Annotated in this window: 15 protein-coding genes and 1 tRNA gene; 13 read left to right on the top strand and 3 right to left on the bottom strand. The window is 64.6% G+C overall.

All coding sequences use genetic code 11. The features are described from left to right. Positions 1–85: 85 nt before the first annotated feature. Positions 86–175 (bottom strand) — tRNA-Ser (locus LB554_RS25860). Positions 176–500: 325 nt separating this feature from the next. On the opposite strand from LB554_RS25860, the gene LB554_RS25855 reads away from it, so the two are divergent. The 3 genes from LB554_RS25855 to LB554_RS25845 all read left to right on the top strand — a co-directional run bounded on the left by LB554_RS25855 (position 501) and on the right by LB554_RS25845 (position 2,248). Next, positions 501–1,172, top strand: coding sequence for a 50S ribosomal protein L21 (locus LB554_RS25855; RefSeq protein ID WP_015315189.1), 672 nt, complete (start codon positions 501–503; stop codon positions 1,170–1,172). 100 nt (positions 1,173–1,272) lie between these two features. Continuing rightward, positions 1,273–1,542: a 50S ribosomal protein L27 gene (gene rpmA / locus LB554_RS25850; RefSeq protein WP_015315190.1), complete on the top strand. Its 270-nt coding sequence runs from the start codon at positions 1,273–1,275 to the stop codon at positions 1,540–1,542. Positions 1,543–1,660: 118 nt separating this feature from the next. Next, the gene (locus LB554_RS25845; RefSeq protein WP_023771744.1) at positions 1,661–2,248 is read left to right on the top strand and encodes a GNAT family N-acetyltransferase; all 588 of its coding nucleotides are present in this window, start codon (positions 1,661–1,663) and stop codon (positions 2,246–2,248) included. 99 nt (positions 2,249–2,347) lie between these two features. On the opposite strand, the gene LB554_RS25840 is transcribed toward LB554_RS25845, so the two are convergent. Beyond that, positions 2,348–3,217, bottom strand: coding sequence for an endonuclease/exonuclease/phosphatase family protein (locus tag LB554_RS25840; RefSeq protein WP_224587623.1), 870 nt, complete (start codon positions 3,215–3,217; stop codon positions 2,348–2,350). 132 nt (positions 3,218–3,349) lie between these two features. On the opposite strand from LB554_RS25840, the gene obgE reads away from it, so the two are divergent. The 5 genes from obgE to LB554_RS25815 all read left to right on the top strand — a co-directional run bounded on the left by obgE (position 3,350) and on the right by LB554_RS25815 (position 8,842). Beyond that, positions 3,350–4,381: a GTPase ObgE gene (obgE, locus tag LB554_RS25835; RefSeq protein ID WP_224587621.1), complete on the top strand. Its 1,032-nt coding sequence runs from the start codon at positions 3,350–3,352 to the stop codon at positions 4,379–4,381. A 4-nt stretch (positions 4,382–4,385) separates the two neighbouring features. Then, positions 4,386–5,522: a glutamate 5-kinase gene (gene proB, locus LB554_RS25830; protein ID WP_224530975.1), complete on the top strand. Its 1,137-nt coding sequence runs from the start codon at positions 4,386–4,388 to the stop codon at positions 5,520–5,522. Positions 5,523–5,525: 3 nt separating this feature from the next. After that, positions 5,526–6,812: a glutamate-5-semialdehyde dehydrogenase gene (locus LB554_RS25825; protein ID WP_224587619.1), complete on the top strand. Its 1,287-nt coding sequence runs from the start codon at positions 5,526–5,528 to the stop codon at positions 6,810–6,812. 72 nt (positions 6,813–6,884) lie between these two features. Continuing rightward, positions 6,885–7,472, top strand: a complete 588-nt coding sequence (locus tag LB554_RS25820; protein WP_411962655.1) for a nicotinate-nucleotide adenylyltransferase — start codon at positions 6,885–6,887, stop codon at positions 7,470–7,472. Positions 7,473–7,543: 71 nt separating this feature from the next. Next, complete coding sequence (locus LB554_RS25815; protein WP_224587614.1) at positions 7,544–8,842, top strand: MFS transporter; 1,299 nt, start codon at positions 7,544–7,546, stop codon at positions 8,840–8,842. Here the strand turns inward: LB554_RS25815 and LB554_RS25810 are convergent, their stop codons facing one another. Further along, complete coding sequence (locus LB554_RS25810) at positions 8,843–9,694, bottom strand: mechanosensitive ion channel family protein (protein ID WP_224587613.1); 852 nt, start codon at positions 9,692–9,694, stop codon at positions 8,843–8,845. A gap of 242 nt (positions 9,695–9,936) precedes the next feature. Here LB554_RS25810 and rsfS point away from each other — a divergent pair, with 242 nt between their 5' ends. From rsfS to LB554_RS25785, 5 genes are all read left to right on the top strand, one after another. Continuing rightward, on the top strand, positions 9,937–10,314 hold the full coding sequence (gene rsfS / locus LB554_RS25805; RefSeq protein WP_015315198.1) for a ribosome silencing factor: 378 nt from the start codon (positions 9,937–9,939) through the stop codon (positions 10,312–10,314). A gap of 28 nt (positions 10,315–10,342) precedes the next feature. Next, positions 10,343–10,825: a 23S rRNA (pseudouridine(1915)-N(3))-methyltransferase RlmH gene (rlmH, locus tag LB554_RS25800; RefSeq protein ID WP_224587612.1), complete on the top strand. Its 483-nt coding sequence runs from the start codon at positions 10,343–10,345 to the stop codon at positions 10,823–10,825. A gap of 157 nt (positions 10,826–10,982) precedes the next feature. After that, the gene (locus tag LB554_RS25795; RefSeq protein WP_224587611.1) at positions 10,983–12,332 is read left to right on the top strand and encodes a murein hydrolase activator EnvC family protein; all 1,350 of its coding nucleotides are present in this window, start codon (positions 10,983–10,985) and stop codon (positions 12,330–12,332) included. A 1-nt stretch (position 12,333) separates the two neighbouring features. Beyond that, on the top strand, positions 12,334–13,665 hold the full coding sequence (locus tag LB554_RS25790) for a S41 family peptidase (RefSeq protein ID WP_015315201.1): 1,332 nt from the start codon (positions 12,334–12,336) through the stop codon (positions 13,663–13,665). 182 nt (positions 13,666–13,847) lie between these two features. Further along, positions 13,848–15,029 carry a divergent polysaccharide deacetylase family protein gene (locus tag LB554_RS25785; protein WP_224530965.1) on the top strand — a complete coding sequence of 394 codons (1,182 nt, stop codon included), beginning with the start codon at positions 13,848–13,850 and terminating at the stop codon, positions 15,027–15,029. Positions 15,030–15,063: the final 34 nt, after the last annotated feature.

The following is a 15,063-nucleotide window of genomic DNA, read 5'->3' as shown; positions in this document are numbered from 1 at the left end:
TCCAAAACCCCTTCGGGCCAAAAGTGTTACCCATGTCTCCGGTATAAACCGTAACCTATGTGTCCGGAACGGACCTTTGGGGGAATGGCGGAGAGGGAGGGATTCGAACCCCCGATGGGCTTGCACCCATGCCGCATTTCGAGTGCGGTGCATTCGACCACTCTGCCACCTCTCCGCGGTCATGGTCGGCCGTTGCCGGCGCGGCGCACTAGATAACGGCTGAACGGGCAGGTTACAAGGCCAAATCCACCGGAAATTCAGCTTCCTGTCCGGGCCTCGGTCGGAGTGCCACGCTCCGTCCTCGGCAGGAGTCTGGCCCGCATGGCAGGGAACCCGGCCCGTTTGCCTTGACTCCTACGCAACCTTCGGTTAGGGACAGCGCGCAATCGGCGTGGAGGGTTCTTCCACGCCGCTTGTTTTTTGAACCCGCAGACTGACAAAAAGACGGCCGAACCGCCAGAGCGGTTCATTAAGGCCGACCGAACAGCGAAAGGCAAAAAATGTTCGCAGTCATTAAAACGGGCGGTAAGCAGTATCGCGTTGCCGCCAACGATCTCCTGAAGATCGAAAAAGTCGAAGCCAATGTCGGCGACATCGTCGAGATCGGCCACGTGCTCGCTCATGGCGAGGGCGAGAATGTCACGTTCGGCGCGCCGTTCGTCGATGGCGCCCTGGTGACCGCCGAAGTCGTCGAGCAGGGCAAGAACCGCACGGTCATCGCTTTCAAGAAGCGTCGCCGCCAGAATTCGCGCCGCAAGATCGGACATCGCCAGCTTTTGACCACCGTGCGGATCTCCGAGATCCTGCTGGGTGGCGCCAAGCCCGCCAAGAAGGCGGCCGTCAAGGCGGAAGCCAAGGCTGAGGTCGCTCCCGAGGCCGCGCCGAAGGAAGCCAAGGCCAAGAAGGACGCCGCCCCCAAGGAAGACGCGAGGGCCGAGGCCGTCGCCGCGCCGCTGTTCAAGGCGCCGAAGGGCGAGCCGGACGACCTGACCGTGATCAAGGGCATCGGCCCGGTCGCCGCCAAGGATCTCGCCGAGCAGGGCATCATCACCTTCGCGCAGCTCGCCAAGCTGACCGAGAAGGACGTTGCCAAGATCGACGAGAACATGCCGTTCAGCGCCGACCAGATCAAGGACTGGCGCGAGCAGGCCAAGGAACTGGCCAAGAAGTAAGGCGAACCGGCGCGAAACGTCGCCGGATCGGACTTGAAACGGAACGCGAACGCGTTCATAAGACCATTCAAGCGCCCATGGGCGCATCGGAGTTAGTTAGATGGCACACAAGAAAGCTGGCGGCTCGTCGCGCAACGGTCGCGACTCGCATTCCAAGCGTCTGGGCGTGAAGAAGTTCGGCGGCGAAGCCGTCATCCCGGGCAACATCATCATTCGTCAACGCGGCACCACCTGGCATCCCGGCGTCAATGTCGGCATGGGCACGGACCACACCCTTTTCGCGCTCGAAACCGGCGCCGTGACGTTCAACAAAAAAGCCAACGGCCGAACCTACGTATCGGTCAACCCGATTACCAAAGCCGCGGAGTAGCCGGTTCCGCACTAGAACACCGGCGCCCATCTCGGGACCGGTGTCTGGCAAAACCAGGAAAAGGATCAGGGGAGATGGGTTTCCATCTCCCCTTTTTCTTGTGCCTGGAGGACTTCAAATGGTTGCCGAAGCGGAAGATTCAGAAGACGAAAGTTACGCGATAGATTGCCCGGTGCTGGTCACCGAGCGGCTGGTGATGCGCGCTCCCGATGAGCGGGATATCGCGCAACTGGTCGAGCTTGCCGACAACCGTCACGTTGCCGAGATGCTGGCGCGCATGCCGCACCCCTATGGGGAGGCCGAGGGACGTGCTTTCCTCGCCATGACCAAGGCGCGGCGCGCCGGCATCGCCTATGCGCTGACGCTGGCAGGCACCGACACTTTCGTCGGCTGCGCCGGGCTGAACACCACCGATCGCGGCCTTGAGCTCGGCTACTGGATCGGCGAGCCCCACTGGAAGAAGGGCTACGCGACGGAAGCAGCGCACGCACTGGTCGACCTCGCCTTCCAGAAGACGTCGATCCAGGTGCTGCAGGCCTCGACGAGGGTCATCAATCCGGCTTCACGCCGCGTCATCCACAAATGCGGTTTCCAATATGCCGGCCAGGGCATGCTGAATTCGATCGTTGCCGGCCAGGTGCCGGTCGAGCGTTACCGGCTCGACAGGAAAACCTGGACGAGCTTGCGCAATTGGATCCACTTCTAGGTGCGTCGATGTTCAGGTGGGGCCGGCCTGACCTGAATATCGGCACACCTTGGCGCGTGGGGCGGAACAGGACAAATCAGCTGGGGACCAGACTTGGGCCTAGCCCAGTTCGACCCAGACCGGCCGGTGGTCGGAACCGACTGACTGTCTATCGACCCACAGGCGCTTCAGCGTCCGGGCAAGCGACGCGCTGGTGAAGACGTAGTCGATGCGCTTGTGGCGGCTGGCGTTGGTGGGGTCCTTGGGATCGACCCAGGAGACGAGATCGTCGCCGGCGACATCGAGGCGCAGGGCGGCATCGACGGCGAAGTCGGCGGTCAGCGGCATGCCGAATTCATGGTCCGGCCGGCCGGCCAGTTCGACATATTCGGGCGAGCCGGCCAGCATGTTGAAATCGCCCATGCCGACAAAGGCTTCCGGATGCGGCAGTTCCGGCAGGCCGATCTCGGCGACGCCGGACAGCGCACCGCCTTCGAGCGCATAGTTCAACAGGCGCTGGCGCAGGAACTGGATCTGGCTGGCGCGTTCGACCGGGCTGCGGTGATCGAGATGGATGGAATAGAAGCGGATGAAACCAAGCGGCGTCTCGATCAGGGCTTCCAGCGCGCCGCGCTGGAAGTTCATCATCTCGAAGCTGCGGCTGCGCGGCAACAGCAGGTTGCGCGACAGATGAATGGGTGTTTTCGACAAGACCATGTTGCCGAGCTGGAAGGTCGTGGTGATGGCGCGGCCGTCCTCGATGCGCGAGCCGATATTGGCCTCGAAATTGCTGCCATAGACGGCGAAATAATCGGGCAGCGCCTCGCCGATCTCGGCCACCATGTCGCGGCTGCCGTTCCGGGGATTGTTGCGGGTGACCTCCTGCAGCGCGATTACGTCGGCGCCGCGCACCGCGTCGGCGATGCGCCCGAGATCGTAGCGTCCATCCAGACCGATGCCGTACTGGATGTTGTAGGTTACAAGCTTCATTCCGACGTCTCTCCGGCCAACCCCGCGCGGCCATCGTCACAAAACGGCCTCGCCCTTCGCCGCGCCTTGGTTTAGAGCAAGGCCCAAGGTTTAGAGCAATGCCGCAAGGCCAATAAAAGAAACTGCAGTCCCATGAAATTTCTCGATCAAGCCAAGGTCTATGTCCGCTCCGGTGACGGGGGCGCCGGTTCGGTGTCGTTCCGGCGCGAGAAGTTCATCGAGTTCGGTGGCCCGGATGGCGGCGATGGCGGCCGCGGCGGCGATGTCTGGCTGGAAGCGGTCGACGGGCTGAACACACTGATCGACTATCGCTACCAGCAGCATTTCAAGGCCAAGACCGGAGTCCACGGCATGGGCCGCAACATGACCGGCGCCAAGGGCGCCGATGTGACGCTGAAAGTGCCGGCCGGAACGCAGGTCTTCGAAGAGGACAATGACACGCTGATCTGCGACCTCACCGTCGTCGGCCAGCGCTTTCTCCTGGCCAAGGGCGGCAATGGCGGCTTCGGCAACCAGCACTTCAAGACCTCGACCAACCAGGCGCCGCGCCGCGCCAATCCCGGCCTCCCCGGCGAAGAACTCAATATCTGGCTCAGGCTGAAGCTGATTGCCGATGCCGGTCTGGTCGGGCTGCCCAATGCCGGCAAGTCGACATTCCTTGCCGCCGTCACCGCGGCCAAGCCGAAGATCGCCGACTATCCGTTCACGACGCTGCATCCGGGCCTCGGCGTCGCCCGCGTCGATGCGCGCGAATTCGTCATCGCCGACATTCCAGGTCTGATCGAAGGCGCGCATGAAGGCGTCGGCATCGGCGACCGCTTCCTCGGCCATGTCGAGCGCACGCGCGTGCTGCTGCACCTGGTCTCCGCGCAGGAAGAGAACCCGGGCAAGGCCTACAAGACCGTGCGGGCCGAGCTCGAGGCCTATGGCCACGGCTTGACCGACAAGGCCGAGATCCTGGCGCTGAGCCAGGTCGACACGCTCGACGCAGACGCGCGCAAGAAGAAGGTTGCCTCGCTGAAGCGTGCCGCCGGCCGCGCGCCGATGCTGCTGTCGGCGGTCACCGGCGAGGGCGTCGAGGCGGTGCAGCGGGCGTTGATGGCTGTCATCGCGGAGGCGCGTGCGCGGATCGCCGCGCCGGTCGAGTCGCGCTGGGAAAAGTAAGGCCATGCAGCCGCTCAGGAAATACCGGCGCATCACCGTCAAGATCGGCTCGGCATTGCTCGTCGACCGCGCGAGCGGCCTGAAGCGCGACTGGCTGGCCTCGCTCGCCGAGGACATCGCGGTGCTTGCCCAGGGAGGAGCCGAAATCCTCGTCGTGTCGTCGGGCGCCATCGCGCTCGGCCGCACCATCCTTGGCCTTGGCAAGCGCGCCCTGAAGCTCGAGGAGAGCCAGGCCGCCGCCGCCGTCGGCCAGATCGCACTCGCCGGCGCATGGTCTGACGCGCTCGGCAAGGGTGCCTTGAAATCGGGCCAGATCCTTTTGACGCTCGGCGATACCGAGGAGCGCCGGCGTTATCTCAACGCGCGGGCCACCATATCGACGCTGCTCAAGATGAAGGCGGTGCCGGTCATCAACGAGAACGACACGGTGGCGACCTCCGAAATCCGCTATGGCGACAATGACCGGCTGGCGGCCCGCGTCGCCACCATGATGGGCGCGGACCTGCTGGTGCTGCTCTCCGACATTGACGGGCTCTACACCGCGCCGCCAGCTTCGGACCCCGGTGCCAAGTTCATTCCGGTGGTCGACCGCATCACACCAGACATCGAAGCGATGGCGGGAGCCGCCGCGTCCGAGTTGTCGCGCGGCGGCATGCGTACCAAGCTCGACGCGGGCAAGATCGCCAATGCGGCGGGCACGGCGATGATCATCACCTCCGGCACAAGGCTGTCGCCGCTGATGGCGATCGAGCGTGGCGAGCGCGCGACATTCTTCAAGCCCAGCGCCAATCCGGTGAAAGGCTACAAGACCTGGATCGCCGGCCAGCTCGAACCGGCCGGGCGGCTGACCGTCGATGCGGGCGCCATCGGCGCGCTCATTTCGGGCAAGTCGCTGCTGCCGGCCGGCGTCAAGCTGGTCAGCGGCAATTTCTCCCGCGGCGACACGGTGGCGATCCTGTCGCCCGAGGGCCGCGAGATCGCGCGCGGGCTGGTTGCCTACGATGCCGCCGATGCCGTAAGGATCGCAGGCCTGAAGACGGCCGAGATCGAGACCGTGCTCGGTTACGAGGCGCGTTCGGCGATGATCCACCGCGACGATCTCGTCGTAAGTCACGCCGGAAGCGACACAAGCGGAGGATGAGCCATGCTGAAGCTGCATGAAAAATCCGGGGACGACACCGTGGCGCTGATGGCCGATATCGGGCGCCGCGCCCGCGCTGCCGCCCGGCCGCTGGCCATCGCCGCCGCCGCCGCCAAGAACGCCGCGCTTGGCGCCATGGCCGACGCGATCATTTCCCGCGAGCGGGACATTCTCGACGCCAACGCCATCGATGTCTCGAATGGCCACGAATCCGGGCTTTCCGGCTCTTTCATGGATCGGCTGAAGCTCGATCCGGCACGCATCCGCGCCATGGCGGACGGTATTCGCGAAATCGCTGCCCTGCCCGATCCAGTCGGTGATGTCATCGCCGCGTGGGAGCGGCCGAACGGTCTGCACATAGAGCGCGTGCGTACGCCGCTCGGTGTTGTCGGCGTCATCTATGAAAGCCGGCCGAACGTGACGGCGGATGCCGGCGCTCTCTGCCTCAAGGCCGGCAATCCGGTTATTTTGCGCGGCGGCTCGGATTCGCTCAATTCCTCCTTGGCGATCCATGCCTGCCTGGTCGAGGGACTGAAGGCGGCCGGTCTGCCCGCGGATGCCATCCAGCTGGTGCCGACCACCGACCGCGCCGCGGTCGGCGAGATGCTCAAGGGGCTTGGCGGCAATCTGGACGTCATCATCCCGCGCGGCGGCAAAAGCCTGGTCGGGCGGGTGCAGAGCGAGGCGCGGGTGCCGGTCTTCGCCCATCTCGAAGGCATCTGCCATCTTTATATCGACCGCTCCGCCGAGCTCGACATGGCGGTGCGGATCGCCGTCAACGCCAAGATGCGGCGCACCGGCGTCTGCGGTGCCGCCGAAACGCTGCTGGTCGACCGTGCGGTCGCCGCCATCCATCTGGTGCCGATCCTCGACGCGCTGCGCGCCGCCGGCTGCGAGATCCATGCCGATCAAGAAGTGATGAAAATGTTCTTCGACGCCAAGCCGGCGACCGACGCCGACTGGGTGACCGAATATCTCGACGCGATCATCGCGGTGAAGCTGGTCGACGGGATCGCTGGTGCGATCGATCACATCGAAACCTTCTCCTCGCATCATACCGAGGCGATCGTCGCCGAGGACGCGAAGGCGGTCCAACGGTTCTTCAACGAGATCGATTCGGCGATCCTGCTGCACAACGCCTCGACGCAGTTCGCCGATGGCGGCGAGTTCGGCATGGGTGCCGAGATCGGCATCGCCACCGGCAAGATGCACGCGCGCGGGCCGGTCGGCGTCGAGCAGTTGACCTCGTTCAAATATCGCGTGCGCGGGTCGGGACAGGTGAGGCCTTGAAGCTTTTGATCGCCAGAGCCTGAAGCGATGCTGGCCTCTTCCGAACCGGCGACACCCTCCAGCTATCTGAAGATGCCGCATGCCGAGAAGGGGCTGGCCGTCGGACTGTTCGGCGGTTCGTTCAACCCGCCGCATGCCGGCCACGCGCTGGTCGCCGAAATCGCTTTGCGGCGTCTGGCGCTTGACCAGCTTTGGTGGATGGTGACCCCAGGCAATCCGCTGAAGAGCACGCGCGAGCTGGCGCCGCTGGGCGAGCGCATCGTGCTTTCCGAGAAGATCGCCAAGAACCCGAAGATCAAGGTCACCGCCTTCGAGGCGGCACACAATGTGCGCTACACCGCCGACACGCTGGCGCTGGTCAAGGCGCGCAATCCCGGCGTCGACTTCGTCTGGATCATGGGCGCCGATTCCCTGCGGGACTTCCATCGCTGGCAGCGCTGGCGCGAGATCGTCATGACCTTTCCGATCGCGGTCATCGACCGCCCGGGCGCGACGCTGTCCTTTCTGTCGTCGGTTGTCGCCAAGACCTTCGATTACGCCCGCATCGACGAAGGCGACGCGCCAAGGCTTGCGCGGATGAAGGCGCCGGCCTGGACCTTCATCCACGGTCCGCGTTCCTCGCTGTCGTCGAGCGCGATCCGGAAAATGGCGAAGGGTTGAACGTCTCGTCCATCCGGCCATGTCGTTTTTACAGCGGCGTTCGCCTGACCCATGGGCGATGCTGATCAGCCATGGCGATTCAGAAGAAAACCCATCCCACGATCGATCCCGACCAGGGCAGCACGCCTGCGCCGCTGATCGCGATTGCCAGTGTCATCGTGTCGATGGCGCTGATTGCCATCGGCAACGGGCTGATGTTCGCCTATATCCCCGTCCGGCTCGGCGTCGAAGGGTTCGATCCGGTCTGGGCAGGGCTGATCGTCACCGGCCTGTCGGCCGGCGGCCTCGCCGGCTGTATCCTGACCGGTCCGCTGGTGCGCCGGGTCGGCCACGCCCGCGCCTTCATGGTGCTGTCGGCGCTGATCGCGCTGTCCAATGCCGCCATCGGCGCCGGACCGCACCCGCTGCTGTGGATCGTGGCGCGCGCGCTTTACGGCTTTGCCATATGCGGCCTGTTCATCGTCGCGCAAAGCTGGCTCAACGACGCGCTGCCGAACGCGGTACGGGGCCGGGTGATGGCCGTGTTCTATGTCGCCTACATTGCCGGTCTTGGGGTCGGCTATGCGACGCTTGCCGTGATCGACATCCACACGGCCGCCGCGTCGCTGATCGGCATCGCCTTTACCGCTCTGTCGATCCTGCCTGTCGGCATGACACGCCTTGCCCAGCCGCCGGCGCCGCAGGCGGCTTCGGTGGCTCTGCGCCAAGCCTGGCGGATTTCGCCGGTCGGCGTCGCCGGCATGCTGGCGGTCGGCGGCCTGTCGATGATCATTTCCGGCTTCGCGCCCATCCACGCGACGGCCAAGGGCTACAGCCAGGCCGATGTCGCGCTGCTGCTGTCGGCAATGCCGGTCGGCACGCTGATCCTGCAGATACCGCTTGGCTGGCTCTCCGACCGTACTGATCGGCGCTACGTGCTTGCCGGCGCCGCGGCGCTGGCGGTGGTTGCGAGCGTGCTCGCCATCGCCTTCGACGGCGGTGCGCTGATGGCGCTGGTGGTGATCTACCTGATCTGGGACGGGGCGGCGGAATCCATCTACGCGCTCTCCAGCGCGCATGCCGCCGACCGCGCCAGGAAGGATGAACTGCTGGCGCTGTCGAGCTCGATGCTGTTTGCCTGGTCGCTCGCCGGCTTCATTGTGCCGGGCATTGTCACGGCGCTTTCCGCCGTCTTCGGCACGGCAACCTTCATCTATGTCGGCATCGTCATCGCCTCGGCATTCTGCCTTTTCGTGCTGTGGCGGGTGATCGCGGCGGTCCGCGTTCCGGCGGCCGCCACGGGCAGTTTCGCACCGATGTCGGCGCAAGCGCCCTTGCCGGTCGAACTCGCCTTCGCGCCGGACGAAGTGGTCCGCCACAGGGGCGACTGATTACTGTTTGCGGGCCTCGGGTGGCGGTGCCTCCGGAGGCGGCTGCGGGATCGAGATGCCCTCGCTGTCGAAGGCCTGCTTGGCGCGTTTCGTCATGTCGATCTGGGTGGCGAAATGGTCCGCCGCCGCGGTCCAGTAGCGCAAGGTGAGCGAAACGGTCGTATCGCCGAGCCCGGCCACGAAGGCGATCGGCGCCGGTTCGCGGCGGATGCGCTTCTCGGCACCGGCAATGGCAAGCAATGTCTTCTGGGCGCCGTCTATGTCGTTCCAGGAGCCGATGCTGAGCGTGATGTCGGTGCGGCGCACGCCGTTGCGGGTGAAATTGCGCACCGGCTGATTCCACAGCGTCGAATTCGGTGCCAATATGTAGATGCCGTCGGCGGTCCTGAGCTTGGTGGCGAAAAGGCCGATTTCCTCGACCGAACCGGCAATGGAACCGACCTCAACGGATTCGCCAATGCGGAATGGCCGCAACGCGAGCAGCATGATGCCGGCGGCGATGTTCTGCAGCGTGCCTTGCAGGGCGAGACCGATGGCGAGGCCGATGGCGCCGATCGCGGCGATGATCGATGCAGTCTGCACGCCGAACTGGCCGAGCACCATGATGGCCACGAGGATCAGAATGGCGTAGCGCGCGATCTTTGAAAAGAAATGCCGCAGCGTCGCGTCGAAACCATGGATATGGCCGAGGCCAGCCGAGATCGAGCGCTCGGTAAGGTTGGCAACGATGTAGCCGACCACCAGGAGGATGACGGCGCCGATGGCGGAAAAGGAATAGGAGACGATCAGCGTACTCAGCTGCGCGAGGCCGGTCTGGACGGTGAGAAGGGTGTCTTGCGGGTCGATCGGCATGGCGGGATTCCGGTTGGTCGGTCAGCCGGTAACCGCTGTGGAAGGCCTGGGTTCCGATGTTTTTGCGTCACCCGTGGAACAACATTCCACTCGGCGAGTTCGCGTCCATCGGGGCTCCGTCTTGAAACTGCAACGGAACTCTGCCTATCTAAGTGGTGTCACCTGCTTTAAGGGGTGATTTGGTTGTTCTTGCTGCGAAAGGAAATACACTGAGAACAGCACTGCGGAAGAAGGCCGACATCGTGCCTTCGCCGGCCAGGATCAGCGTAGACGACGCCGTGTCCCGTGCCATCAAGACAGTCCTTGCCAGTCTGGAAGACTCCAAGGCCGAAAATATTGTCTCAATCGACATTCAGGGGAAATCGAGCCTCGGCGACTACATGGTCGTTGCGTCGGGCCGATCGCACCGTCATGTCGCGGCTGTCGCCGACCATCTCCTCAAGGCGCTCAAGGATGCCGGTCTCGGCACCGCGCGCGTCGAGGGACTGTCAGGCGCCGACTGGGTCCTGATCGATTCTGGCGATATCATCGTCCATGTCTTCCGCCCCGAAGTCCGCGAATTCTACAATCTCGAAAAGATGTGGCAGGCGCCGGATCTCGAGGAAGAGACCCTCCACTAAGCCCTTCGCGGGGCTTATAGAGGCGAGGATGAAGATTTCAGTTCATGCCGTGGGCCGAATGAAAGCCGGCCCCGAGCGGGAGTTGGCCGACCGCTATTTCGAGCGGTTCGCCAAGAGCGGACCCGGCGTGGGGCTCGAATTCGCCGGAATCACCGAGATCGTCGAGGGCCGCGCGCAGAGCGCCGCCGAGCGCCAGCGCGACGAAGGTTCGCGGCTGCAGGCACAGCTGCAGCCAGGCACGGCCCTCATCCTGCTCGACGAGCGAGGCAAGAGCCTGTCTTCACAGGATTTCGCCGGCCGTCTGGGACAGTTGCGCGACGGCGGACGCAAGGCGCTGGTCCTCGCCATTGGTGGCGCCGACGGCCACGATCCGTCGCTGCGCGGCCAGGCCGAGCTGGTGATGTCGTTCGGGGCGCTCACCTGGCCGCATCAGCTGGTGCGGGTGATGCTGGGTGAACAACTCTACAGGGTGTCGACGATCCTTTCGGGTCATCCCTACCACAGGTCCTGAAAGCCGCCGGATCGCACCGAATTTGGCCCCAAATGCCGCGCAAGATTCGACGTGGGCCTGTTTTTCCGTTGCATTGCGTTATTGCGAACCCTTTGGGCGACAGGCGCTAACATGGTTGATGATTCGTTAACGAAGGCACGGATAGAATCGATCGCGAATGTCTGAAGGCTGGAAATCGACGACGGGCCCATCGACGGGGGGCTCCTGGCGCGTGCGCTGCGGTATCGCCGCGGCGGCGGCGCTTCTGTCGCTGCATGCTGTGCGGGCCGAAAACACGCTCGACATGGCGCCCGATCCGGACCAGAGCCGTGCCGAATACGAGCAGGTTTCGAAGGAAATAACGCTGTCGTCCGAACGGCTGGCCAAGCTCGCCGCCGACATCGCCGCGGTCAAGAAGGACCACGCCTCGATCACCGCGGCACTCATCCAGTCGGCGATGACCGAGCAGAAGCTCGGCCAGGACATCGAGGACATCGGCGCCAAGCTGGAAGGGCTGAAGGGCCAGCAACAGAAGATCCGTACTTCGCTGGCGGCGCGGCGCGATGTGCTGGCCGAAGTGCTGGGCGCCCTGCAGCGCATGGGGCTCAACCCGCCGCCGGCGATCCTGGTCAAGCCGGAAGATGCGCTGTCGTCGGTGCGCAGCGCCATCCTGCTCGGCGCCGTGGTGCCTGAATTGCGCCAGCAGACCGACAGCCTGCTGGCCGATCTCAAGGAGCAGACCCGGGTGACGGCTTCGATCGAGGCCGAACGGGCGCGGCTGACGGCGGCGGTCGGCGATCAGACGGCGGAGAAGAAGCGGCTCGGCATGCTGCTCGAAGCCAAGCAGAAGCTCGAGACCGACACGAAGGCGCAGATGGCGGCCGAACAGCAGCGTTCCGAGCAATTGGCGGCCAAAGCCAGCAGCCTGAAGGATCTGATCGCCTCGCTCGAAGCGCAGGCGGACAAGAACCGCAAGGCCGCGGATGCCGCAAAGGCAGCCGCCGCTGGCCAGGCCGGCGGCACCGAGCCCGGTGGCGACCAGACGGCATCGCTGCCGGTTCCCGAAGGCAACAGGTTGACCGCCGCGGCGCCTTTCTCGGCACTGCAAGGACAGGTCGCCCTGCCGGTCACCGGCCGCATCAAACTCAGGTTTGGCGCCGACGACGGTAACGGCGCCTTGATGCTTGGGGACATGGTTGCGACACAATCGGGAGCCATCGTTACCGCGCCGGCGGATGGGAATGTGCTTTATGCGGGGCCGTTTCGCTCCTACGGTCAACTCTTGATCCTCAATGCCGGCGACGGTTATCATGTCGTCTTGGCTGGGATGAGCAGAATCAGCGTCGCGACTGGCCAGTCGGTGCTTGCAGGAGAGCCGGTCGGCGCGATGGGAGAAGCCCGGGTGGCAAGCACCTCGGTTTCGAAGAATGGAAATGCCACGCCGGAGCTCTATGTCGAGTTCCGCAAGGATGGAAAACCCGTCGATCCGGCCCCATGGTGGGCGGACCGTTTTTCTGGAAGGACGTGAAATGATGCGGAAACTGTCGCTTCTGTTTGCCGGTGCGCTGATGGGCGCGTCCGCCATGAGCCTTGTCTATGGCGCACCCGGCTCGGCGGCGAACGCTGCGGGGTCGGAGACTTACAAGCAACTGGCGATCTTCGGCGACATCTTCGAGCGGGTGCGGGCGCAGTATGTGACCCCGCCCGACGACAAGTCGCTGGTCGAGAACGCCATTAACGGCATGCTTTCCTCGCTCGACCCGCACTCCTCCTACATGAACGCCGAACAGGCGCAGGACATGCGCGTGCAGACCAAGGGCGAGTTCGGCGGGCTCGGCATCGAGGTCACCATGGAGAACGACCTGGTCAAGGTGATCACGCCGATCGACGATACGCCGGCCGCCAAGGCTGGCGTGCTGGCCGGCGACTATATCGCCAAGATCGACGGCGAGGAGGTTCGCGGCCTGACGCTCAACGACGCGGTCGACAAGATGCGCGGCCTGGTCAACACGCCGATCAAGCTGACCATCCTGCGCCAGGGCGCCGACAAGCCGATCGAGCTGACGGTGGTGCGCGACATCATCAAGGTCAAGGCGGTCAAGTTCCGGGTCGAGAACGATATCGGCTACATGAAGATCACCTCCTTTACCGAAAAGACCTATGACGACCTCGAGAACGCCATCGAGACCATCAAGAAGCAGGTGCCGGACGACAAGCTGAAGGGCTATGTGCTCGACCTGCGCCTCAATCCGGGCGGCCTGCTCGACCAGGCGGTGAGCGTGTCGGACGCCTTCCTCAAGCGCGGCGAGATCGTCTCGACGCGCGGACGCGATCCAAAGGACGTCACCCGCTTCGACGCCAAGCCCAAGCAGACCGACGACATCAACGGCAAGCCGATGATCGTGCTCGTCAATGGCGGCTCGGCCAGCGCTTCGGAAATCGTCGCCGGCGCGCTGCAGGACCTGCGCCGCGTCACGGTGGTCGGCACGCAGTCCTTCGGCAAGGGCTCGGTCCAGACCATCATCCCGCTCGGCGAGAATGGCGCGCTCAGGCTGACGACGGCGCTCTATTACACGCCATCGGGCAAATCGATCCAGGGCAAGGGCATCACGCCCGACATCAAGGTCGACCAGCCCCTGCCGCCCGAACTGCAGGGCAGGGACCTGACGCGCGGCGAATCCGATCTCAAGGGCCATATCAAGGGCGCCGACGAGAGCAAGACCGGCTCGGGCTCCGCGGCCTATGTGCCACCGGATCCGAAGGACGACCTGCAGCTCATCTATGCCGAGCAGTTGCTGCGCGGCCAGAAGACCGATCCGGCCTTCCCGCCCAATCCGGAAAAGGCCGTGCTCAACCAGTAAGGCAACCGGTCTGGCCGGTTGAACGAAGCAATGCGATGCTGCCGGGACCGAAAGGTTCCGGCAGTTTGATTCGGGGGGCAGGACCAGGCCTCCAGATATGGCGCCCAGGCGCCAGGATTGATGAATTCGTGCATGTGTTGCCGAAGGAGGTCGCCTTCGGAACCGTGCATCGGGGATAGGGCTTGGCTGATATCGGCAAGGACATCGAACGCCCGCTTGGACAGGCCGTCCGGGCGCCTCGCGGCGCCGGCAAGATCAGCGTCGGTGTGATCGCGGCGAGCGCGATCGTGCTTGCCGTGGTCGGCGTCTCGGCCGCGATCGCGTTCAGGGAAAAGCCGTTTCGAAAGCCGCAGGAAGTCGCCGTCTCGACGCCGAAAGTGACCGCGGCGGCCGAGCCCGCCGCGTCGCCTCCCGCATTGGCCCCGGCGGCGGCGCCAAAGGTGGAGATGCCGGCCAAGACGGGCGGTCCGCAGATCATTCATGTGCAGACCGAAGAAGGCGATGGCCCGCCAAAGGCGGCAATCGTCATTCGCGATCCATCGACCGTCGGCCAGAACCTCAAGATCGCGCATATTCCCGACAGGACGCTGATCGAAACCAGTGAAACCGGGCCCTTGCCGATGCGCTCCGCCGACGGAAGGCGACCGTTCGACGTCTATGCGCGGCCATGGTCCGGCACGCGTGGCGCACGTGTGGCAATCATCATCGGCGGGCTCGCGGTTTCACAGACCGGCACCCAGGCGGCGATCGCCAAGCTGCCGGCGGAAGTGACGCTGGCCTTCGCGCCACAGGGCAACAGCATCGGCCGCTGGATGCAGGCTGCAAGGCAGAGCGGCCACGAGGTCGTCATGCAGGTGCCGCTCGAGCCGTTCGACTATCCCAAGGTCAACCCCGGCCGCAACACGCTGACGGTGGCGGCGAGCGCGGAAGAAAACCTGAAGAACCTGCACTGGGCGCTGTCGCGGACGACGAACTATACCGGTGTCATGAACTATATGGGCGCGCGGTTTTCCGCCGACTCCGCGGCGATGGAGCCGTTCATGGCCGAACTTGGCAAAAGGGGCCTCGCCTATATCGACGACGGCTCGTCGGCGCGCAGCTTGGCTCCGGACATGGCGCTGAGGAATGGCGTCCCTTTCGTCGCCGGCGACACGGCGATCGATGCGGTGCAGGATCGCGGCGCCATCCTGAAGAAGCTCGACAGTCTCGAAGCGACCGCGCGTGCCAAAGGCACGGCCGTCGGCATCGGCTCGGCTTTCGACCTGACGGTCGACACGGTCTCGTCATGGGTGGCCGAGGCCAAGAAGCGCGGCATCGAGATCGTGCCGATTTCAGCGGTGGCCGTCGATCCGCAAAAGGGTTAGCCAAGGCCTTCGGAAGGCGACTGGAGAGACTGAG

This window comes from Mesorhizobium sp. CO1-1-11, from assembly GCF_020164995.1.
Lineage (GTDB): Bacteria > Pseudomonadota > Alphaproteobacteria > Rhizobiales > Rhizobiaceae > Mesorhizobium > Mesorhizobium australicum.
This window is presented reverse-complemented; position numbering and strand designations above follow the sequence as displayed.

Bases quoted from the DNA above. Each gene is read 5' to 3' on its own strand.
- rlmH (WP_224587612.1), top strand. From the start codon at position 10,343: ATGAAGATTTCAGTTCATGCCGTGGGCCGAATGAAAGCCGGCCCCGAG.
- LB554_RS25820 (WP_411962655.1), top strand. From the start codon at position 6,885: ATGCCGCATGCCGAGAAGGGGCTGGCCGTCGGACTGTTCGGCGGTTCG.
- LB554_RS25795 (WP_224587611.1), top strand. From the start codon at position 10,983: ATGTCTGAAGGCTGGAAATCGACGACGGGCCCATCGACGGGGGGCTCC.
- obgE (WP_224587621.1), top strand. From the start codon at position 3,350: ATGAAATTTCTCGATCAAGCCAAGGTCTATGTCCGCTCCGGTGACGGG.
- LB554_RS25815 (WP_224587614.1), top strand. From the start codon at position 7,544: ATGGCGATTCAGAAGAAAACCCATCCCACGATCGATCCCGACCAGGGC.
- LB554_RS25790 (WP_015315201.1), top strand. From the start codon at position 12,334: ATGATGCGGAAACTGTCGCTTCTGTTTGCCGGTGCGCTGATGGGCGCG.
- LB554_RS25845 (WP_023771744.1), top strand. From the start codon at position 1,661: ATGGTTGCCGAAGCGGAAGATTCAGAAGACGAAAGTTACGCGATAGAT.
- LB554_RS25840 (WP_224587623.1), bottom strand. From the start codon at position 3,217: ATGAAGCTTGTAACCTACAACATCCAGTACGGCATCGGTCTGGATGGA.
- proB (WP_224530975.1), top strand. From the start codon at position 4,386: ATGCAGCCGCTCAGGAAATACCGGCGCATCACCGTCAAGATCGGCTCG.
- LB554_RS25825 (WP_224587619.1), top strand. From the start codon at position 5,526: ATGCTGAAGCTGCATGAAAAATCCGGGGACGACACCGTGGCGCTGATG.
- rpmA (WP_015315190.1), top strand. From the start codon at position 1,273: ATGGCACACAAGAAAGCTGGCGGCTCGTCGCGCAACGGTCGCGACTCG.
- LB554_RS25810 (WP_224587613.1), bottom strand. From the start codon at position 9,694: ATGCCGATCGACCCGCAAGACACCCTTCTCACCGTCCAGACCGGCCTC.
- LB554_RS25855 (WP_015315189.1), top strand. From the start codon at position 501: ATGTTCGCAGTCATTAAAACGGGCGGTAAGCAGTATCGCGTTGCCGCC.